18 protein-coding genes are annotated in these 19,988 nt (G+C 69.5%); 12 read left to right on the top strand and 6 right to left on the bottom strand.

The window, feature by feature from the left end; translation table 11 throughout:
• Window positions 1–16: 16 nt before the first annotated feature.
• Window positions 17–1,267: a protein kinase domain-containing protein gene (locus ACWW1C_RS09395; protein ID WP_455983179.1), complete on the bottom strand. Its 1,251-nt coding sequence runs from the start codon at window positions 1,265–1,267 to the stop codon at window positions 17–19.
• On the opposite strand from ACWW1C_RS09395, the gene ACWW1C_RS09400 reads away from it, so the two are divergent.
• Window positions 1,257–1,661: an Rv2175c family DNA-binding protein gene (locus ACWW1C_RS09400; RefSeq protein WP_455983180.1), complete on the top strand. Its 405-nt coding sequence runs from the start codon at window positions 1,257–1,259 to the stop codon at window positions 1,659–1,661. The two genes, ACWW1C_RS09395 and ACWW1C_RS09400, sit on opposite strands and share 11 nt — an antisense overlap.
• A 45-nt stretch (window positions 1,662–1,706) precedes the next feature.
• Here ACWW1C_RS09400 and ACWW1C_RS09405 read toward each other — a convergent pair whose 3' ends face one another.
• The 5 genes from ACWW1C_RS09405 to ACWW1C_RS09425 all read right to left on the bottom strand — a co-directional run bounded on the left by ACWW1C_RS09405 (window position 1,707) and on the right by ACWW1C_RS09425 (window position 6,224).
• Window positions 1,707–2,132, bottom strand: a complete 426-nt coding sequence (locus tag ACWW1C_RS09405) for a TetR/AcrR family transcriptional regulator (RefSeq protein ID WP_455983181.1) — start codon at window positions 2,130–2,132, stop codon at window positions 1,707–1,709.
• A gap of 88 nt (window positions 2,133–2,220) precedes the next feature.
• A complete protein-coding gene (locus ACWW1C_RS09410) occupies window positions 2,221–3,741 on the bottom strand; it encodes an alpha-(1->6)-mannopyranosyltransferase A (protein WP_455983182.1) in 1,521 nt (506 codons plus the stop codon).
• Window positions 3,742–3,750: 9 nt separating this feature from the next.
• The gene (gene idsA2, locus ACWW1C_RS09415; RefSeq protein WP_455984210.1) at window positions 3,751–4,809 is read right to left on the bottom strand and encodes a bifunctional (2E,6E)-farnesyl/geranyl diphosphate synthase; all 1,059 of its coding nucleotides are present in this window, start codon (window positions 4,807–4,809) and stop codon (window positions 3,751–3,753) included.
• Window positions 4,810–4,925: 116 nt separating this feature from the next.
• Window positions 4,926–5,552, bottom strand: a complete 627-nt coding sequence (locus tag ACWW1C_RS09420; RefSeq protein WP_455984211.1) for an LppM family (lipo)protein — start codon at window positions 5,550–5,552, stop codon at window positions 4,926–4,928.
• A 78-nt stretch (window positions 5,553–5,630) separates the two neighbouring features.
• A complete protein-coding gene (locus ACWW1C_RS09425; protein WP_455983183.1) occupies window positions 5,631–6,224 on the bottom strand; it encodes a GNAT family N-acetyltransferase in 594 nt (197 codons plus the stop codon).
• Between the two features lie 210 nt (window positions 6,225–6,434).
• On the opposite strand from ACWW1C_RS09425, the gene ACWW1C_RS09430 reads away from it, so the two are divergent.
• From ACWW1C_RS09430 to murG, 11 genes are all read left to right on the top strand, one after another.
• Entirely contained in the window at window positions 6,435–6,827 is a 393-nt protein-coding gene (locus tag ACWW1C_RS09430) for a DUF3040 domain-containing protein (protein WP_455983184.1), read from the top strand.
• A 378-nt stretch (window positions 6,828–7,205) separates the two neighbouring features.
• Complete coding sequence (gene mraZ / locus ACWW1C_RS09435; RefSeq protein WP_455983185.1) at window positions 7,206–7,640, top strand: division/cell wall cluster transcriptional repressor MraZ; 435 nt, start codon at window positions 7,206–7,208, stop codon at window positions 7,638–7,640.
• Entirely contained in the window at window positions 7,615–8,763 is a 1,149-nt protein-coding gene (gene rsmH, locus ACWW1C_RS09440; RefSeq protein ID WP_455983186.1) for a 16S rRNA (cytosine(1402)-N(4))-methyltransferase RsmH, read from the top strand. The genes mraZ and rsmH overlap by 26 nt, the downstream gene beginning before the upstream one ends.
• Window positions 8,763–9,971, top strand: coding sequence for a hypothetical protein (locus tag ACWW1C_RS09445; protein WP_455983187.1), 1,209 nt, complete (start codon window positions 8,763–8,765; stop codon window positions 9,969–9,971). Before rsmH ends, ACWW1C_RS09445 begins: the two co-directional genes overlap by 1 nt.
• A 17-nt stretch (window positions 9,972–9,988) precedes the next feature.
• On the top strand, window positions 9,989–11,923 hold the full coding sequence (locus tag ACWW1C_RS09450; protein ID WP_455983188.1) for a peptidoglycan D,D-transpeptidase FtsI family protein: 1,935 nt from the start codon (window positions 9,989–9,991) through the stop codon (window positions 11,921–11,923).
• Between the two features lie 36 nt (window positions 11,924–11,959).
• Window positions 11,960–13,501, top strand: a complete 1,542-nt coding sequence (locus ACWW1C_RS09455) for a UDP-N-acetylmuramoyl-L-alanyl-D-glutamate--2,6-diaminopimelate ligase (protein WP_455983189.1) — start codon at window positions 11,960–11,962, stop codon at window positions 13,499–13,501.
• On the top strand, window positions 13,498–14,997 hold the full coding sequence (locus ACWW1C_RS09460; protein ID WP_455983190.1) for a UDP-N-acetylmuramoyl-tripeptide--D-alanyl-D-alanine ligase: 1,500 nt from the start codon (window positions 13,498–13,500) through the stop codon (window positions 14,995–14,997). The genes ACWW1C_RS09455 and ACWW1C_RS09460 overlap by 4 nt, the downstream gene beginning before the upstream one ends.
• A complete protein-coding gene (mraY, locus tag ACWW1C_RS09465) occupies window positions 14,994–16,073 on the top strand; it encodes a phospho-N-acetylmuramoyl-pentapeptide-transferase (RefSeq protein ID WP_455983191.1) in 1,080 nt (359 codons plus the stop codon). Before ACWW1C_RS09460 ends, mraY begins: the two co-directional genes overlap by 4 nt.
• Before the next feature lie 68 nt (window positions 16,074–16,141).
• Window positions 16,142–16,807, top strand: a complete 666-nt coding sequence (locus tag ACWW1C_RS09470; RefSeq protein ID WP_455983192.1) for a DUF5642 family protein — start codon at window positions 16,142–16,144, stop codon at window positions 16,805–16,807.
• A gap of 249 nt (window positions 16,808–17,056) precedes the next feature.
• Window positions 17,057–18,778, top strand: coding sequence for a putative lipid II flippase FtsW (ftsW, locus tag ACWW1C_RS09475; RefSeq protein ID WP_455983193.1), 1,722 nt, complete (start codon window positions 17,057–17,059; stop codon window positions 18,776–18,778).
• A 130-nt stretch (window positions 18,779–18,908) separates the two neighbouring features.
• On the top strand, window positions 18,909–19,979 hold the full coding sequence (gene murG / locus ACWW1C_RS09480) for an undecaprenyldiphospho-muramoylpentapeptide beta-N-acetylglucosaminyltransferase (RefSeq protein WP_455984212.1): 1,071 nt from the start codon (window positions 18,909–18,911) through the stop codon (window positions 19,977–19,979).
• Window positions 19,980–19,988 lie beyond the last annotated feature (9 nt).

The raw sequence follows: 19,988 nt of genomic DNA on the forward strand, positions 1-19,988 counted from the left end.
GTGGCCATTCGGCGTATCAGAACAGCCCGTTGAGGTTGGTGCCGAGCGTCCAGGCGCCGGCTGCGGTCAACGCCGTCAGCGTCAGGATCGCGATGACCCAGAACAGCACGGCGCGCCGCGACCGGTGCCGGGCCCAGGCGAAGTCCTCGAGGTCGATGCCCGCGAATTGCTTTGCCACCACCGGTGATTCGAGCTGTGCGGGATCCATCGCCGGATCCATCGTGAACTGCAGGGTGTGCTGCGGCGCGGGTTTCGGTGCCGCCGCCCGGCCCGTCGCGACCGTGGTGCGCTCCGCGCGGCCACGCTGGGCGGCCGCCGCGGTGTGTTGTGCCGAGTTCTGCGGTGCGGGCACTCGGAATTCGGGCAGATCCAGGTCGGTGACGATCGCGGCCAGCTCGGCTGCCATATCGCCGGCGTCGTGGTAGCGATCGTCCACCGCACGGGCCGTCGCGCAGGCCACCAGGTCGTCGAATTGCTTTGGTACACCGGCGATTGCCGAGCTGGGCGGCGGCACATCCTGATCCAGCCGCTGATACGCGACGCTGAGGGGATTGTCGCCGGTGAACGGCGTGGTGCCGGTCAGGAGTTCGTACGCCAGGATGCCGACGGAGTAGACGTCGCTGCGGGGGTCGGCGTCACCGGTGCTGACCTGTTCGGGGGAGAGGTACGCCGCGGTCCCGAGGATGACGCTCGTGGACGTGATCTTCGCCTCAGCGACGGCGCGCACGAGCCCGAAGTCGGCGATCTTGACGTCTCCGCCGTCGGAGATCAGGACGTTTTCGGGCTTGATGTCGCGGTGCACCAGACCCGCTTGGTGGGCCACGGCGAGGCCGTCGAGCATCGGGGCCAGCACGGCTGCCACCGCATGCGGGGGCATCGGGCCGCGCTCGCGCAGCAACTCGCGCAGCGTGCCGCCCTCGACCAGTTCCATCACGAGATACGGCGCCGCCCGGCTGATATCTCCGCCACCCTGGTCGTAAACCGCTACCAGCCCAGGGCTTTTCAGGCCGGCGGCGGCCCGGGCCTCGCGCTGGAACCGGGTCAGGAACTGCTGATCGCCCGAGTACCGCGAATCCATGACCTTGAGTGCCACCAGGCGGTCGAGTCGGGTGTCCATGCCGCGGTACACCGTCGACATGCCGCCACTGGCGATCGGTGCATCCACCCGGTAGCGCCCGTCCAGCACCGCACCGATCAGTGGGTCCGGTTGGTGGGATGGCTGCACCCGGCAATGGTACGGCTCTAGAATCTCCTGGGTGAGCAGCATTCCGGCCGCAGAGGACGTTATCGGTCCCGATGAAGCGGTCTACGACCTTCCCGCGGTGGCATCCATGCTGGGTATCCCGGTGACCAAGGTGCATCAGCAGTTGCGGGACGGGCACCTCCTCGGAGTGCGCCGGAACGGTGCCATCGTCGTGCCCAAAATCTTCTTCGACGACAAAGGCCATGTGGTCAAGCAACTGCCCGGCCTGCTGGTCGTGCTGCGCGACGGTGGCTACCACGAAACGGACATCGTGCGGTGGTTGTTCACCGCCGACGAGTCGCTGACGCTGACCCGCGACGGCAGCACCGAACGCACCGCCAACGCGCGTCCGGTCGACGCACTGCACTCGCACCAGGCCAGGGAAGTGCTGCGGCGCGCCCAGGCCATGGGTTACTGACGGCACCGCCGTCGATGGGCTACTGACGGCACGGCCGTCGATGGGCTACTGGACCTGGTCCGGCGACAACAGCCCAGTCAGCACCGGCGCCATGATCCGCACGATGTCGTCGTCGGAGGCAGCGGCCAGGTCGGGGAACTGCAGCAGGTAGCGCTGGCTCGCGATGCCCATCAGCACAGCGCTCAGCAGGGCCGCCCGGAGCCGGGCGTCGGGCCCGTCGATGGTCGCCGCAACCGCTGTGACGGCCTGATCGGTCACCTGGGTCCGTAGCAATTCCAGGGCGTCCGGGCTGGTCATCGCGGTACGCAGCAGGACCGCCATGGGGCCGTCGGGGTCGGCGGCCCAGGCGGCGAGTATGCCCTGCAGGAAGTTCTGAGCCGTCTCGGCGGGATCGGCGGTGGTCATCTCCGCGACGGGGATCGTCCACTGCACCGCCTCGTGGAGCGCTCGCCGCAACGCAGAAGTGGGCACCGTGATCGACAACCGACATCATCCGGATCACACCCACCCGCATCATCGCGTGGGGTATCGACGGCGACGGGACGCGGGCCCGGAACGTCTAGACGGCGGTGTCGGCGGGCCTGGCGGGCTCGGGCGGCCCCGCCGCTGGTTCGGGCGCGTGCGCCAGCGAATACCACGCTGCCACAGCGCATCCCGTCGCGAGAATGACATGGAGCCAGGAGTACATGCCGTGCGATCCGTCGGGTTTGAAGATCACCATGATCCAGGTCGAGAATCCGGCGATCACGGCGATCGCGGACCGGCTCTGGGCCAGCGCCGAGACGATTGCCAGCGGCCACGTGTAGTACCACGGCAGGGCGGCGGGCACGAACAGCACCACGACGGCCATCACCAGGGCGATGCCGATCAGCGCTTCCCGGTCGGTGTGCCGGAATCGCCACCACAGCAAGGGAAGTGAGATCGCGATGATCGCGATGCCGATGATCCGGGTGACATCGAGCACCGCGTAGAAGCTGACGGTGGTGAACAGCCCGCCGATGGCGTGGATCAGGTTGGCCACGGCCGTCGGGATGGTCAGCCAGTTGACGATCTTGACCGAGCCGGCCAACGCGGTCAGCCAGCCGAGGCCGACGCCTGCCGCCACTGTCACCACGGCGAACACCACCGTGAAGATCGCCCCCGACGCCGCGGTGGCGATCACCCAGGTGCGGACCGCACCCCACGGATGCCGTTCCCGCAGCTGCCGCATCCAGACCCACACCATGAATGGAAGTGCCAGTCCCGCGGTGGCTTTCACCGCCACCGCGAGGGCGATCAGGCTGACGCCGGCGATGGGGTGGCGCTCGAAGGTCAGCGCGATGGCGGCCATCATCAGCCCGACCATCAGCATCTCGTTGTGGACGCCACCCATCAGATGGATGATCACCAGCGGGTTGAGGACGCAAATCCACAGGGCCGCAGCGCTGTTGGCGCCGACGTGCCGGGCAACGCGGGGCGCCGCCCAGATCAGCATGATCAGGCCGGGCAGCATGCACAGCCGAAGCAGCATGGTGCCCTGCACCACGTGGTCGCCGACGATCATGGTGACGAATTTGGCCACCAGGATGAATGCCGGTCCATACGGCGCGGTGGTGGTCGTCCAGATCGGACTCACGTTGTCCAGCAATGGGTTCGGGTTGTCCACCGGCCCGACGAGGTAGGGGTCCAAGCCGTCGCGCAGCAGCGCGCCCTGCGCCAGGTACGAATACGTGTCGCGGCTGAACACCGGCACGCTCAGGAGCAGCGGTGCCAGCCAGAAACCCGTCGTCGCGATCATCGTGTAGTCGGTGGCCGTACGGTCGACGACGCGCCGTCCCAGCGCCAGCCAGGCAACGAGCATCAGTGCCACACCGGTCCACAGCAGAATCGACGACAACACCAGCCCGTGCCCGAACCGGAACCAGGACAGGTGCAACGACTCCAGGAGGGGGTCGTGCTGCCGGGTGCTACCGGCGCCCAGTCCGCCGAGGGCGATCAGGATGGCGCCGGCGAAGCCGAGCAGAGCGGGGCGGCCTTCGTCGGACCGCCCGAAGGCGGTCAGTCGGGCCAGCGGTCGCGGCGCCGTGGTCGAGGTCGACATGGTGGTCAACTACGCGGACCGGTTCGACGCCCGGCGGGCGAGTTCGGTGAGTCCGGCCTTGGCGCCGTCGTCGATGGGCGCCGCCGCGAGCGCGTCCAGTCCGCGTTCGGTGAGCAGCGCGATGCGCTGTTCGACGGCGCTCAGCGCGCCCACGGCCTCGATCACGCCGCAGAGTTCACCCACCTGTCCGTCCGTCAGATCGGTGCCGATCGAGGTGCGCAGCAGGTCCGCTGCGGCCGGGTCGGAGTTCCCAGCCAGTTCGACGGCCTCGGCCAGCAGCACGGTCCGCTTGCCGGATCGCAGGTCGTCACCCGACGGCTTGCCGGTGACCGCCGGGTCACCGAAGACTCCGAGCACGTCATCACGCAGCTGGAACGCGATGCCCAGGTCGGTGCCGACCGCATGGAAGATCTTCTGTACGTCGGGCCGGTCGGCAGCCGCCGCGGCGCCCAGCTGCAACGGCCGGGTGACGGTGTACGACGCGGTCTTGTAGAGGTTGACGTTCATGGCCGAGGCCACGGTGTCGGCGCCGCTGGATTCGGCGACGATGTCGAGGTACTGCCCGCCGAGGACCTCGGTACGGATGTGCGCCCACACCTCGTTGACGCGTCGCCGCGCGTCGGCGGACAGGTCGGCGTTCGAGATCACGTCGTCCGCCCAGGACAGGGCGAGGTCGCCGAGCAGGATGGCCGCGGACAGCCCGAACTGCTCCGACGAGCCACGCCAGCCCTGCTGACGGTGTCGTTCGGCGAACAGCCGGTGCACCGTCGGCAGGCCGCGCCGGGTCGCCGAGCAGTCGATGACGTCGTCGTGGACCAGCGCACAGGCCTGTAGCAGCTCGAGTGCGGAGAACAGGCGCAGCACCCCCGGGTCGGCGGGGTGTCCCGGGTCGGGTGCGACGGCGCGCCAGCCCCAGTAGGCGAACGCCGGGCGGACCCGCTTGCCGCCGCGGAGCACGAATTCTTCGAGTGCCCCCGTCACATCGGCATAGGCGTCGCCGATGTAGGCGCTGTCCCGCCGGCGCTCGGCGAGATAGTCGCGCAGTTGATCTGTGATGGCATTCGCCAGCTCGCCAGCCGACGGACCTGCGGCATCGACGCTCAGTGCGCGTCCCCTCTCCTGACCCCGGATTCGTGCATCCAGATTAGAGGGTGCCGGGTCAGTGGTCGGAGACAGTGACAAAGTCACTCATCGGACACCGCGGCGAACTTGGGGGACCGGTCGCGGCTCCAGTAGGCGAGGCCACCGATGACGCCGGCGATCGCGAAGGCCAGGACGGCCATCCAGATCGCGGCCGTGGTGAACGAGCGCGCGCTCGGATCGGTGTAGCGGGCCTGGGCCTTCATAGTGCTCACGACGCCGGGCTTGAGCTTCCATTGGACGATGTCGCTGGCCACCCGCTCGCCGTTGGTCGATGTGACGTCGCCGGGGAAGGCCACCGACAACGTGACGTCGGAATCCGGATCGGCCACCGTGGTCAGGTCGACGCGGCCTTCGAGGATTACGAGGTCACCGGCGCGGCGCAGGGAGATGTCGGCGCCGGCCGAGTCGCGGCTCAGGTTGGCCAGCTGGGGCACCTCGGAGAAGCTCAGGTCCGAGAACACGGCCTCGGAGCCGACGTAGTCGTCCTTGTGGTAGTCCGAGACCGCGACTTTCTGCGCGAACGGCAGGTTGTTGGTCAGCTGCGGGCCCTTGTCGTCGCCGTCCTTGGCTTTCACGGAGGCGACGATCTGGCCGGACACCCGGTCGTCGGGCGAGATGGTGAGCGAGGTGTGGACGCGCACACAGCCGACCGCCAGGGGGAGCAGCATCAGTAACAGCAGCAAGGCGCGCAGGTGGCGGCGGCGGTTCACGCCGTTATCGTGCCAGATGGGGGCGGTCACAGCGGTTCAGAGTGGCAAGGCTCGGCCCAAAATGGCGAAAGGCCGCGGGTCGCCGGGGAAGAAGTAGCTGCGCATGACGTCGTGGAAACCCAGCCGGCGGTACAGCCGCCAGGCCCGGTTGCCTTCGCCGAGGACCTCCGGGGTGGACAGCAGGACGTGGGATTGCGTGGCGCCGGCGAGCAGCCGGCGGGTGAGTGCCTCGCCGAGTCCTTGACCCTGTGCCCGCGGATCGATGTGCAGCTCGGTGAGTTCGAAGTACCCGTCCATCAACTGGTCGATGCGTTCGCCGGGGGTGCCGACGTGCCGAAGGCCTGTTGCGACCTGTTGGTACCACCATTGATCGGGTGCGCCGCGGTACCCGTAGGCGACGCCGAGCATGGGTGCGGACCGGAGTGCCGCCTCCGGAGCCTCGTCGGGTGTTTGCACGTCGAACGCGGCGACGCCCGTCCAGCCTTCTCGGCGGGTGTGTTCCAGCCACATCGCGGCGCGCTGGCGTTCGGTACCCCGTGGGTACCGCATGGCATCGACGTAGACGGACAACGCGTCGTCGAGTCGATGCTGCATGTCAGCCGGCGACAGATCGGTCAGGAGCGTCGCCACGGTGTGAGCCTTTCGGTGCGGCAGGGAACGTCGGTGTCGGGTTGCTGAACAGGCGCTGTCGCCCGGCCGACGTCCCAGTCTTACAATTCGGGAGTCTGAAGTATGTGGTACGTGTCTGTGTGACCTCGTATCATGACTGTTAGGGATCCGTGACCACGGGTGCAGACGTCAGGGGCCGCTGCGGGCAGCGGTGTGAGTTGGGAGGCGCGGATGCCACTCTCCGATCATGAGCAGCGCATGCTCGACCAGATCGAGAGTGCGCTGTACGCCGAGGACCCGAAGTTCGCTTCGAGCGTCCGGGGCGGCACGCTGCACGCGCCGTCGGCACGACGGCGACTGCAAGGCGCGGGGCTGTTCGTCCTGGGTCTGGCGTTGCTGGTGCTGGGTGTGGCGTTTCGGATTCTGTGGATCGACCAGCTCCCGATCCTGAGCGTCATCGGTTTCGTGGTGATGTTTGCCGGTGCCGTGTTCGCGGTGACCGGCCCCCGGGTGCTCTCCAAGGAGAAGTCGGCGCCGTCGTCGGGCAAGTCCAAGCGGGCGCGTGCCGGCAACTCGTTCACCAACCGCATGGAAGACCGGTTCCGTCGCAGGTTCGACGAATAGAGCCTGACGCGTGACGCAGGGGTAGCCGATTCGGCTGCCCCTGTTTTTATTTGTTGACGGTTCCGCTGGCGGTGTGACGCGCGACACGCCGGATCGGTAGCGAAATTTGCCGGCGACGACGCGTGTCGCAATTTTCAGGGGCTGCGCTCCGCGGCTCCCCACAACGCCCCACCAATCTCCCGCATGGCCGCCCAGCTGGGATTTCGGTGTTCATCCAGGCCATTTGCGGCCCTCCTTCCCTCCCGGGTTCTCGTGATTGCTGCGTCAGGTGGGGCGGATAAGGCCATTTTTAGACTTTGAATGGAGAGAAGTGGGGGATTGTGGGGTAATGTGGCGGACGTCGGAGAGACCGGACTCCGGAGTGGTGGGAGGTGCCAGATGTTCCTGGGTACCTACACGCCGAAGCTCGACGACAAGGGGCGACTGACGTTGCCCGCCAAGTTCCGCGATGCACTGGCAGGAGGGTTGATGGTCGCCAAAAGTCCCGATCACAGCCTCGCCGTGTACCCGAGGGCCGAGTTCGAAGAAGAGATCGCCCGCCGGGTGGCGAGCACTCCCCGCAACGACCCCGCCGCTCGTGCCGACCTGCGCGTTTTCGCCGCGGGCGCCGACGAGCAGCACCCCGACGCCCAGGGCCGCATCACCCTGTCCGGTGACCACCGTCGCTACGCGAGCCTGATCAAGGAGTGCGTCGTGATCGGTGCGGTGGACTACCTCGAAATCTGGGATGCCGCGGCCTGGCAGACCTACCAAGAAACTCACGAAGAGAACTTCTCCGCGGCAAGCGATGAAGCGCTCGGCAGCACCCTTTGACCTGCAGGCCCGTGCAGCGTGGCCTCTGCCCGAACCGGCCCTGGCGTACTTCCCCAACGTCAGGTTCGCGAACTCGGACAGAGACCTCGCTGCAGGGGCCGCACAAATCCACCAGCTGAAGCCTTTTGGGGGTGTTGCGTTGACCGATCGTCGGCCGCACATTCCGGTGCTGCTGGACCGCTGCGTCGAGCTGCTGGCCCCGGCACTCACCCGCAACAGCGCCGACGGTGCCGGCGCCGTCATGATCGACGCGACGTTGGGCGCCGGGGGCCACTCCGAAGCCTTCCTCACCCGATTCCCCGGTCTGACGCTCATCGGCCTCGACCGCGACCAGACCGCGCTGCGGCTGGCGGGGGAGCGCCTGGCGCCCTTCGGTGACCGGTTCCGTCCCGTGCATACCCCGTACGACGGCATCGATGACGCACTGACCCAATCCGGTTATCGCCCAGGGGAATTGGACGGCATCCTGTTCGACCTCGGGGTGTCCTCGATGCAGCTCGACCAAGCCGAGCGCGGTTTCGCCTACGCGCAGGACGCGCCGCTGGACATGCGGATGGACCAGAGCACCGGGCTGACGGCCGCGGACATCCTGAACACCTACGACGCCCGGACGCTGGCCCGCGTGCTGCGCGAATACGGCGAGGAGAAGTTCGCCTCCCGCATCGCCAAGGAGATCGTCCGGGAACGGGAGCGCCGCCCGTTCACCACGACGACCGAACTGGTGGAGCTGCTCTACGCGGTGATCCCGGCCCCGGCGCGTCGCACCGGTGGCCATCCGGCCAAGCGGACGTTCCAGGCGCTGCGCACCGAGGTCAACGGCGAGCTGGACTGTCTGCGAGCCGCGATACCCGCCGCGCTGGACGCGCTGCGTCCGGGCGGCCGCATCGCGGTCGAGGCCTACCAATCGCTGGAAGACCGAATCGTCAAGGGGTACTTCACCGAAGCCATCGCATCGCGTACCCCGGAGGGTCTGCCGATGGAGTTGCCCGGCTACGAGCCGCTCTTCACCTCGTTGACCCGGGGCGCCGAGCGCGCCGACGAACACGAACTCGAATTGAATCCGCGTAGCGCGTCGGTTCGCCTGCGCGCACTGGAAAAAGTGGCCACAAGGGGAGGTCTGTGATGGCAAAGCGGCCAGCACCGGTACGCGGCGGCAGCACTCGGCGGGACACCGACCCGGACCCGCGCCGGCGCACCGCCCGCGGTGGCGCTGTGGCGGCTCGCCGGGGTGGTGACGAGCCTGTGGCCCGTCGCGACGCGGGCAAGCGGGAAGCCAAGCGCGACAACAAGACCGACGCCCGCGTCAAGCGTGGCAAGCGGGACGTCCGGCCGCAGCGGGCCAAGCCCACGGGTGCCGGCCCGCAGACGACGCCGTTCGGCCGGCCGACCGCGGCACCGTCGCGTCCCAAGAATGCTTCGCAAGCCAAGGCCCGGGCCAAGGCGCGCAAGGCCAAGGCGCCCAAGGTTGTTCGCACCCCGCTGCGGGAGCGGCTGCTCATCCGCATCGCCGAGATGGACCTGAACCCGCGGCACCTGATCGCGCGGGTCCCGTTCGTCGTGCTGATCATCGGTGCGTTGGGCATGGGCCTCGGTGTCACCCTGTGGCTGTCGACCTCCGCGGCCGAGCGGTCCTACGAGTTGGGCCGGGCCAAGGAGATCAATCAGGCTCTGCAGCAACAGAAAGAAGCGCTCGAGCGGGACGTGCTGGTTGCGCAGGCCGCCCCGGCGCTGGCCGACGCGGCCCGCAACCTCGGCATGATCCCGTCGCGCGATACCGCGCACCTGGTGCAGGACCCGACCGGCAACTGGCTGCTGGTTGGCAGTCCCAAGCCGGCGCAGGGGGTTCCGCCGCCACCACTGAACACGCCGCTACCCGAGGCGGCCCCGCCGGCCCCGGCTGCCGCGCCACGCCCGGCTCCGGCCGCCGCGCCCGCGCCGGTTGCGGCACCTGCGGCCGCTCCCGTCCCGGCTCCGGTCGGTGTCCCAGCCCCGCTGGGTGTCCCGGTTCCGGGTGCTGCTCCCGCCCCCGTCGTGGTCGACCCGCGTGAGCAGGTCGTGCACGCTCCGGCGCCTGCGGCTCCGGCTCTTCCGGCCCCCGCCCTCGCAGCGCCCGTGCCTGCGGCTCCGGCACTCCCGGTGCCCGGGCTCGGCACCCTGCCCGGCCCGGCCCTGCAGCCTGACAACGTGCTTCCCGCGCAGGCTCCGGTTCAGCTCCCGGCTCAGACACCCGCTCAGGTTCAGGCCCCCGCTCCGGCTCCGGCTCCGGCGCCTGCACCGGTGCAGGTCCCAGCCCAGCTTCCGGCACAGCCCGCCCCCGGCCTTCCCGCATGAGCCGCCCCGGTCCGCGTATGAAAGGCGTTCCGGGTGCTCGTGGGTCGGGTGCGCCGCGCAAGCGGCAACCCGCAGCCAAACCGCGTACCGCTCAACCGCATTCGGCCCATGACCGGCGCACCCGCGAAGCCGTCGTGCCCGAGGGCCGCACCGGCTCGTTCGGGTTCCGGCACAAGGCCGGCAACATCGTCATCGCGCTGGTGCTGGTGACGGCGGCCGTTCAGTTGTTCTTCCTGCAGGGTCCCCGCGCCGCCGGTCTGCGCGCCGAGGCGGCCAGCCAGCTCAAGGTCACCGATGTGCAGAAGGCGGTGCGCGGCAGCATCGTCGACCGCAACAGCGCCAAGCTGGCGTTCACCATCGAGGCCCGCGCGCTGACCTTCCAGCCGAACCGGATCCGCCAGCAGCTGACCGAGGCGAAGGCCAAGACCCCGGCGGCCCCCGACCCTGACAAGCGGCTCAACGAGATCGCGGTCGGTGTGGCCGGTCTGCTGAACAACAAGCCCGACGCCGCGACCCTGGCCAAGAAGATCACCGGACGGGACTCGTTCGTCTACCTCGCGCGGGCCGTCGATCCGGCGATCTCCGACGCCATCACCAAGAAGTACCCCGAGGTCGGCGCGGAGCGGCAGGACATCCGGCAGTACCCCGGCGGCTCGCTGGCCGCCAACGTCGTCGGTGACATCGGCTGGGACGGCCACGGCCTGCTCGGCCTCGAAGATTCCTTCGACGCAAAGCTTTCCGGCACAGACGGTTCGGTCACCTACGACCGGGGCTCGGACGGTGTGGTGATCCCCGGCAGCTACCGGGACCGGCACGACGCCATCAACGGCGCCACCGTGCAGCTCACGCTCGACAACGACATCCAGTACTACGTCCAGCAGCAGGTGCAGCAGGCCAAGGACATGTCCGGCGCGCACGACGTCTCCGCGGTGGTCCTGGATTCGAAGACCGGCGAGATTCTCGCCATGACGAACGACAACACGTTCGATCCGGCACAGGAACTGAGCCGGCAGGACGACAAGCAGATGGGCAACCTGCCTGCGACGTCGCCGTTCGAGCCGGGCTCGGTGAACAAGATCGTCACCGCGGCCTCGGTCATCGAGTTCGGGCTCTCGAATCCCGATGAGGTGCTTCAGGTTCCGGGCAGCTACAACATGGGTGGCGTCACGATCCGCGACGCCTGGGGCCATGGCGTCGACCCGTACACCACCACCGGCGTCTTCGGGAAGTCGTCGAACATCGGCACCCTGATGCTGGCCCAGCGCGTTGGCCCGGAGCGGTTCGCGGACATGCTGACCAAGTTCGGCCTCGGCCAGCGCACGGGGTCCGGACTGCCCGGTGAGAGCGCGGGTCTGGTGCCGCCGATCGATCAGTGGTCGGGCAGCTCGTTCGCGAACCTGCCGATCGGACAGGGCCTTTCGATGACCCTGCTGCAGATGACGGGCATGTACCAGGCCATCGCGAACGACGGCCTGCGCATCCCGCCGCGCATCGTCAAGTCGATCGTCTCGGCCGACGGCACGCATCAGGACCAGGCGGCGCCCGAGGGCGTCCAGGTCGTGTCACCGCAGACCGCGGCGACGCTGCGCAACATGTTCCGCGCGACCCTCCAGCGTGACCCGCGCGGCACCCAGCAGGGCACCGGCTGGCCGGGCGCCGTCGAGGGCTACCAGATGGCCGGCAAGACCGGTACCGCCCAGCAGATCAACCCGGCGTGCGGCTGCTACTACGACGACGACCACTACTGGATCACCTTCGCCGGCATGGCGCCGTCGGACGACCCGCGCTACGTCGTCGGGATCATGGCCAACAACCCGCTGCGCAACGCCGACGGCACGCCGGGGCACTCCATGGCGCAGCTGTTCCACAACATCGCCGCGTGGCTGATGCAGCGGGAGAATGTGCCGCTGTCACCGGACCCCGGTCCGCCGTTGGTCCTGCAGGCGACCTGACGAGCCGGGTGCCCGTCTCCGGCCCGGTACTGTGTCATGGCCATGTCTTCGCCTACCTTGCGCCCCGCTGACCCTGTCGGAGCCGCGCTGGGCTCGTTGGCCGACCACGTTGGCGCAGCGCTGCCTTCCGATGCCCAGGCCCGGGCGCTGCGGGTCACCGGCGTCACGCTGAGCAGCCGGGACATCGTCGCGGGTGATCTGTTCGCGGCCCTGCCGGGCTCAGCCGCACACGGTGCGCGGTTCGCCGCCGACGCCGTCGCTGCGGGCGCCGCCGCGGTACTGACGGATCCGGCAGGTCTGGACCTGCTCGACGTGTCCGTCCCCGTGCTGGTGCACGACGACCCGCGGGCCGTGCTCGGCGAAATCGCCGCCGAAATCTACGGCCGGCCCTCGGAGCGACTGCGCGTCATCGGGATCACCGGGACCTCCGGCAAGACCACGACCACCTATCTGGTGGAGGCGGGGCTGCGCGCCGCGGGGCGGGTGGCCGGACTGATCGGCACGGTCGGCATCCGGATCGACGGCCGCGACCTGCCGAGCTCCCTGACCACTCCGGAAGCGCCGGCGCTGCAGGCGCTGCTGGCCGCCATGGTCGAGCGCGGCGTCGACACCGTCGTCATGGAGGTGTCCAGCCACGCGCTGTCGCTGGGCCGGGTGGACGCCCTGCGTTTCGCCGCCGGCGGGTTCACCAATCTGTCGCGCGACCACCTCGACTTCCATCCGACGATGGACGACTACCTCGACGCCAAAGCCCGGCTGTTCCAACCGGATTCGCCCAACCACGCCGAAGTGGCGGTGGTGTGCGTCGACGACGACTGGGGCCGGCAGATGGCCACCCGGGCCGCCGACCCGGTGACGGTCAGCACCACGGGCGACGCCGACTGGACCGTCACCGATATCGAGGCCGACCGCGGTGGTCAGCAGTTCACCGCCATCGGGCCCGACGGCGCCCGGCACGCGCTGCGGATCGGTCTGCCCGGCGGCTACAACGTCGCCAACGCGCTGCTGGCCGTGGCGCTGCTCGACGCGGTGGGCGTCACGCCGGAGCAGGCCTCGCCCGGGCTGGCCGCCGCCACCGTCCCCGGCCGCTTGCAGCCCATCGACCGTGGACAGGACTTCCTGGCCCTCGTTGACTATGCGCACAAGCCCGGCGCTCTCGAGGCGGTGCTGCAGACCCTGCGCCCGCAGACCCGGGGCCGCCTGGCCGTGGTGTTCGGCGCCGGCGGCAACCGGGATGCCGGGAAGCGCGAACCGATGGGACGCATCGCCGCGGAACTGGCGGACCTCGTCGTGATCACCGACGACAACCCGCGCGACGAAGACCCCGAGCTCATCCGGGGCACCATCGCGGCGGGGGCCGCGGATGGCACGGCCGAGGTGGTGGTGATCGGTGACCGCCGGGCGGCCATCGACCACGCCGTCGGCTGGGCCCGTGCGGGGGACACCGTGCTGGTCGCAGGCAAGGGCCACGAGTCGGGTCAGACCCGCGCCGGTCAGACCCGGCCCTTCGATGATCGTGATGAGTTGGCGGCCGCACTGGACGCGGCGGCCGGGAAAGCTGGGGAGTCACCCGCATGATCGACCTGACCCTGGCGGAGATCGCCGACATCGTCGGCGGCGAGCTGTCCGACATCTCGCCTGCGGCTGCTGCCGCGACACGCGTGACCGGGACCGTGGAGTTCGATTCGCGGGCCGTCACCGCGGGCGGGCTGTTCCTGGCGTTGCCGGGAGCCCGGACCGACGGACACGACTTCGCTGCGGGCGCGGTGGCAGCCGGTGCGGTCGCGGTGCTGGCCGCCCGTCCGGTCGGGGTTCCGGCGATCGTGGTGAAACCGGTTGCCGGACAGGTTGACTCGGCCTCGGGAGCGCTGGAGTTCGACACCGACGGCTCGGGCGCCGCGGTGCTGGCCGCCCTGGGCAAGCTCGCCCGCGCGGTGGCCGACCGGCTGGCCGCCGGAGGACTGCGGATTATCGGCGTCACCGGCTCGTCGGGCAAGACGTCGACCAAAGACCTGCTGGCCGCGGTACTGGCCCCGCTGGGTGAAGTGATCGCGCCGCCCGGATCGTTCAACAACGAGCTCGGCCATCCGTGGACGGTGCTGCGCGCCACCGGCGACACCGACTTCCTCGTGCTGGAGATGTCCGCGCGGCACCCTGGCAACATCGCCGCGCTGGCCGCGATCGCACCGCCGTCGATCGGTGTCGTGCTCAACGTCGGCACCGCGCACCTCGGCGAGTTCGGTTCGCGGGACGTCATCGCGGCGACGAAATCCGAGCTGCCGCAAGCTGTTCCGTCGACCGGTGTCGTCATCCTCAACGCCGACGACGGCGCCGTGGCCGCCATGGCGGAGCGCACCCGGGCCCGCGTGGTGCGGGTGTCCCGGTCACCCGGAGCCGATCTCTGGGCGGGTGACGTCACCCTCGACGAGCTGGCCCGCCCGCGCTTCACCCTGCACGCGGGGGAGCAGCAGGTCGACATCGCACTCGCGGTGCACGGCGATCATCAGGTGTCCAACGCGCTCAGTGCCGCCGCCGTCGCGCTGGAATGCGGCGCGACCCTGCCGCAGGTGGCCGACGCGCTCGCCGGCGCGGGTCCCGTCTCCAAGCACCGCATGCAGGTCAGTACCCGCGCCGACGGCGTCGTCGTGGTGAACGACGCCTACAACGCCAACCCCGACTCGATGCGCGCGGGCCTCAAGGCGCTGGCCTGGATGGCCAAGTCTGCGCGCGCCGAGTCCGGTGCGCCGGTGCGTAGCTGGGCGGTGCTCGGCGAGATGGCCGAACTGGGTGACGACGCGATTGCCGAGCATGACAGCATCGGTCGACTGGCCGTGCGTTTAGATGTGTCACGACTGGTCGTCGTCGGAACCGGGAGGACTATGGGCGCCATGCAACACGGCGCGGTGATGGAAGGTTCGTGGGGCAGCGAGGTCTCGCCGGTCCCCGATGCCGACGCCGCGCTTGATTTGCTGCGCGCCGAGCTGGAGCCCGGCGATGTCGTGCTGGTCAAGGCCTCGAACTCCGCGGGGCTCGGCGCGCTGGCCGAGGAGCTGGCGCGGGAGGGGCAGGCATGATCCAGATCCTGTTCGCCGTCGGTATCGCGCTCGCGGTGTCGATCGTGCTGACGCCGGTGCTGATCCGGCTGTTCACCCGCCGGGGTTTCGGCCATGAGATCCGTGAGGACGGTCCGGCCAGCCACCAGAAGAAGCGCGGCACGCCCTCGATGGGTGGCGTGGCGATCGTCACCGGGATTTGGTGCGGGTATCTCGGTACCCACCTCGTCGGCTTGCTGGTCGACGGCGAAGGGCCGTCGGCCTCGGGCCTGCTCGTGCTCGCGCTGGCCACGTCGCTGGGCGCCGTCGGCTTCATCGACGATCTGATCAAGCTCCGGCGGGCTCGCAACCTGGGTCTGAACAAGACCGCCAAAACCATCGGTCAGCTGGTGTCGGCCGTCCTGTTCGGTGTGCTCGTGCTGCAGTTCCGCAACGGCTACGGGCTGACGCCGGGGAGCGCCGGCCTGTCGTATGTGCGCGAGATCGCGACCGTCACCCTGGGCCCGCTGCTGTTCGTGCTGTTCATCGTGGTGCTGGTCAGCGCGTGGTCCAACGCGGTCAACTTCACCGACGGTCTGGACGGACTGGCGGCCGGTGCCATGGCGATGGTCAGCGCGGCGTACGTGCTGATCACGTTCTGGCAGTACCGCAACGCGTGTGCCACCAGCCCGGGACCGGGCTGCTACAACGTGCGCGACCCGCTGGACCTGGCGCTGGTCGCGGCCGCCACCGCGGGTGCCTGCATCGGGTTCCTGTGGTGGAACGCCGCGCCGGCCAAGATTTTCATGGGCGATACCGGCTCGCTGGCGCTCGGTGGCATCATCGCCGGCCTGTCGGTGACCAGCCGGACCGAGACGCTCGCCATCGTGCTCGGCGCGCTGTTCGTCGCTGAGGTGACCTCGGTGGTGGTCCAGATTCTGGCCTTCCGCACCACGGGGCGCCGGGTGTTCCGGATGGCGCCGTTCCATCATCATTTCGAACTGGCCGGCTGGGCCGAGACCACCGTGATCATCAGGTTCTGGTTGCTCACCGCCATCGCCTGCGGGCTCGGCGTGGCGCTGTTCTACAGCGAGTGGCTGTCGGCGGGCGGCCGCTAGACACGCGGCTCCCGGCCTACAACCAGCTTTTGCGCGGTGGTGCCGGACCCGCTGTTAGGGTTCGCGCCATGAATGTCGAGAAATACCTGGTCGGGCCCGTTGCCGTGCTGTCGGGTGCGGCGTTGATCGCGGGCTGCGGGGGTTCGGACGGCAAGTCCGGGAGTGGCAGCCAGGCCGCGGCGAAGTACGACATCTCGAAGGTCGGCAGCGCCAAGAGCAGCCTGCCGCCGGGTTATGACCCGATGGATCTGGAGGCCGACACCGTCACCCAGGAGAAGCTGGACGCGCCCGGTGTCGGCGCGCTCACCACCACGCCGCCGTCGGTCGTCACGCCCGCCGAGTGCGCGTCGTTGCTCAAGCCGCTCGCGCCCGCCGGCGTCGGTGCCAAGACCGTGGGCTTCATCGGCAGCAACCAGGAGGCCCACACCATCATCGTGATTGCGGCGGAGGCGGCGAACGCCGTCGGCGAACTCGGCCATGCCGGCTGCGATCACCTCACCGTCGACTCGACCGACGGCGTCACCGCGACGGTCGAGCGGGTCCCCGGCCCCGACATCGCGGGCGCAAAGACGATGGGCGTGCAAGCGCACATCATCGCCAACGGTAAGGCCATCGAGGAAGCCACGTACACCGCCGTCCTGGGCGACAAGACCGTCGCCGTCGTCCAGGCCGACATCGACCCGCAGGTCGCGAAGGACCTGCTCGTCAAGGCGGTCACGGCAATGAAGGCCTAGGCCGAAGCCGCGAGCAGCTCGCCGGGCGCCCCCGCCTCGCGACTGTGCGGACGGATCGCGAAAATCGCTCGCGAGGGGCGCTGATCGCACACTCGGTCGATTGCATCCTCACCCTGTGGCAAATCGCTCCATTCCGGCGACACGCGCCGGATGTGCCGCGTCCGACGGGCGTGACAGGGGAGGATTTTGGGATGCAAGGGACAGTTGTGGTTTTTGTGACCAATGTGAACGACGAGGTCGGGTAGTCACATGCCGGACATCCTTGCAAAGCTCCGCCGGAGCAAAGCCGGCCCCGAGAGCCCGCAGGCTCCCGACGATCAGCACGCGGCCCCGACCGGTGACGCCGGCAAAGCTGCCAAAGACGCCACCGCGGAGTCGGCGGCCAAGCCGGCCGAACCCAAGCGGCAGGGGCCCCGGGCCCGGTTCGGGGCCTGGCTGAGCCGTCCGATGACGTCGTTCCACCTGGTCATCGCCTGCGCGGCACTGTTGATCACGCTGGGCCTGACGATGGTGTTGTCGGCCTCGGGCGTGCACTCGTACGACGAGGACGGCTCGCCCTGGACGATCTTCGCCAAGCAGGTCCTCTGGACGATCATCGGCCTCATCGCGTTCTACGTCGCGCTGCGGCTGCCCATCGCGTTCATGCGCCGGATGGCGCTGCCGGCGTTCATCGTCAGCCTCGTGCTGATCGCCCTGGTGCTGATCCCGGGAATCGGCCACCTGTCCAACGGCGCCCGCGGCTGGTTCGTGGTCGCCGGCTTCTCGATGCAGCCGTCCGAGCTGACCAAGATCGCGTTCGCGATCTGGGGTTCGCACCTCCTCGCGACCCGCCGCATGGAGCACGCCGGACTCAAGGAACTGCTGTTCCCGCTGCTGCCCGCGGCGGTGCTGGCGCTCGCCCTGATCGTCGCCGAGCCGGACCTCGGGCAGACGGTGTCGGTGAGCATCGTCTTGCTCGGTCTGCTCTGGTACGCCGGTCTGTCGCTGAAGCTCTTCCTCACATCGCTGGTCGCTGCAGTCGGCGCTGCCGCGGTGCTCGCGGTCTCGGCCGGCTATCGCTCCGACCGCGTGCGGGCCTGGCTGGACCCCGACTCCGACCTGCAGGGCATCGGTTACCAGTCGCGGCAGGCCAAGTACGCGCTGGCGAACGGTGGCATGTTCGGCGACGGGCTGGGGCAGGGCACCGCGAAGTTCAACTACCTGCCCAACGCGCACAACGACTTCATCTTCGCGATCATCGGTGAGGAGCTCGGCTTCATCGGTGCGGCGGCCCTGCTCGCGCTGTTCGGCCTGTTCGCCTACGCCGGTATGCGGATTGCCCGCCGGTCGGTCGACCCGTTCCTGCGGCTACTGACCGCCACCACCACGCTGTGGGTGGTCGGTCAGGTGTTCATCAACGTCGGCTATGTGCTCGGCCTGCTGCCCGTCACCGGCATCCAGCTGCCGCTCATCTCCGCCGGTGGAACAGCAACGGCCACAACACTTCTGTTGATCGGACTGATCGCCAATGCCGCGCGCCACGAGCCCGAGGCGGTGGCGGCGCTGCGGGCGGGCCGCGACGACCGGATGAACCGCATCCTGCGACTGCCGGCGCCGGTGCCGTATTCGCCGACCACCCTGGACTCGGCCCGGGACCGGCTGCGTGGCCGCGGAGACAAGGCCGGGGCCAAGCCGGCCCGCAAGCCCGCCGCCCGGCAGGCCAAACCCGCCAAGACGGCAAAGCCCACGAAGGCCGCCCGCCCCACCCGGCAGGAACCGTCGGCCCGGCAGCGCCGGACCGACGCCCCGAAGCGCGCGCGCCGTACCGAGGAACCGGACCGGCGATCCGGTCAGAGCCGCCGCAACCCCGTACCGGCCGACGGGGCCGGACGGCGTGCAAGGCAAAATGGTGACCTCAAGGGTCAACAAAGACGTGACCCGCGCCGGTCGGACCCACGGGTCCGCACATTGGAAGGTCAGCGGTACGGGTGAGTCAGGATTGGGTGTGAGTTCGGGCCCAGGCGAGCGGAGCGGCGGGGAATCGCACCGAGATGAGCGGGGAACTCGCGGCATCTCGGTGGTTCTGGCCGGAGGTGGCACCGCAGGCCACATCGAACCCGCGATGGCGGTTGCCGACGCGCTGGTGGCGCTGCGGCCCGACGTCCGGATCACCGCTCTCGGTACGGCCCGCGGGTTGGAGACCCGGCTCGTCCCAGAACGCGGCTACGACCTCCAGCTGATCACCCCGGTTCCGTTGCCGCGCAAGCCTTCTGCTGACCTACTCCGGCTGCCGCTGCGGGTCCGTGCCGCCGTCCGGGAGACCCGTGACGTCCTCGACGCGGTGCAGGCCGACGTCGTCGTGGGTTTCGGTGGCTACGTCTCGCTGCCCGCCTACCTGGCCGCCCGCGGCGGTGGGCTGCGCCGGCGCCGCGCCGTTCCGGTTGTGGTGCACGAGGCCAACGCCAGTGCGGGCTGGGCCAACAAGGTCGGCGCCCGCTCGGCGCGCCGGGTGCTGGCCGCGGTGCCGGATTCGGGTCTCAAAGGTGGCGAGGTCGTCGGCATCCCGGTGCGTGAGTCGATCACCTCACTCGATCGCGCCGCCCTGCGCGCGGAAGCCCGCGCCTTCTTCGGTTTCGCCGATGACGCCCGGGTGCTCCTGGTGTTCGGCGGCTCCCAGGGTGCGCAGTCGCTGAACCGTGCTGTCTCGGGCGCGGCAGAAAACCTCGCCGCGCAAGGTGTTTCGGTCCTGCACGCGTATGGGCGAAAGAACACGCTGGAACTGCCGGACCCCGCACCGGGTGCCCCGCCGTACGTCGGCCTGCCGTACCTCGATCGCATGGATTTGGCTTACGCGGCAGCAGATCTGGCCATCTGCCGGTCCGGGGCGATGACCGTCGCCGAGGTCAGCGCGGTCGGTCTGCCCGCGGTCTACGTGCCGCTGCCGATCGGCAACGGCGAGCAACGACTCAATGCACTCCCGGTGGTCGACGCCGGCGGCGGCCTACTGGTCGACGACGCCGAGCTGACCCCGGACTACGTCACCGAACGGATCGGAACTTTGATGGGCGACACCGCCGCACTGGACCAGATGACGACGGCGGCCGCGCTGGCCGGCCACCGCGACGCGGCCCGGCGGGTGGCGCAGATCGCCCTGGAAGTCGCGGGCCTCACGGCCGAATCGGGCCTTCGGTGACGGCGCGGG

Source organism: Mycobacterium sp. HM-7 (assembly GCF_053852335.1).

What these genes read in the sequence shown, in the direction of transcription:
- ACWW1C_RS09470 (WP_455983192.1), top strand. Translation starts at nt 16,142, where the DNA reads ATGAATGTCGAGAAATACCTGGTCGGGCCCGTTGCCGTGCTGTCGGGT.
- ACWW1C_RS09455 (WP_455983189.1), top strand. Translation starts at nt 11,960, where the DNA reads ATGGCCATGTCTTCGCCTACCTTGCGCCCCGCTGACCCTGTCGGAGCC.
- ACWW1C_RS09445 (WP_455983187.1), top strand. Translation starts at nt 8,763, where the DNA reads ATGGCAAAGCGGCCAGCACCGGTACGCGGCGGCAGCACTCGGCGGGAC.
- rsmH (WP_455983186.1), top strand. Translation starts at nt 7,615, where the DNA reads ATGAAGCGCTCGGCAGCACCCTTTGACCTGCAGGCCCGTGCAGCGTGG.
- mraY (WP_455983191.1), top strand. Translation starts at nt 14,994, where the DNA reads ATGATCCAGATCCTGTTCGCCGTCGGTATCGCGCTCGCGGTGTCGATC.
- ftsW (WP_455983193.1), top strand. Translation starts at nt 17,057, where the DNA reads ATGCCGGACATCCTTGCAAAGCTCCGCCGGAGCAAAGCCGGCCCCGAG.
- ACWW1C_RS09410 (WP_455983182.1), bottom strand. Translation starts at nt 3,741, where the DNA reads ATGTCGACCTCGACCACGGCGCCGCGACCGCTGGCCCGACTGACCGCC.
- ACWW1C_RS09450 (WP_455983188.1), top strand. Translation starts at nt 9,989, where the DNA reads ATGAAAGGCGTTCCGGGTGCTCGTGGGTCGGGTGCGCCGCGCAAGCGG.
- ACWW1C_RS09430 (WP_455983184.1), top strand. Translation starts at nt 6,435, where the DNA reads ATGCCACTCTCCGATCATGAGCAGCGCATGCTCGACCAGATCGAGAGT.
- ACWW1C_RS09420 (WP_455984211.1), bottom strand. Translation starts at nt 5,552, where the DNA reads ATGCTGCTCCCCCTGGCGGTCGGCTGTGTGCGCGTCCACACCTCGCTC.
- ACWW1C_RS09460 (WP_455983190.1), top strand. Translation starts at nt 13,498, where the DNA reads ATGATCGACCTGACCCTGGCGGAGATCGCCGACATCGTCGGCGGCGAG.
- ACWW1C_RS09395 (WP_455983179.1), bottom strand. Translation starts at nt 1,267, where the DNA reads ATGCTGCTCACCCAGGAGATTCTAGAGCCGTACCATTGCCGGGTGCAG.
- mraZ (WP_455983185.1), top strand. Translation starts at nt 7,206, where the DNA reads ATGTTCCTGGGTACCTACACGCCGAAGCTCGACGACAAGGGGCGACTG.
- murG (WP_455984212.1), top strand. Translation starts at nt 18,909, where the DNA reads ATGGCGGTTGCCGACGCGCTGGTGGCGCTGCGGCCCGACGTCCGGATC.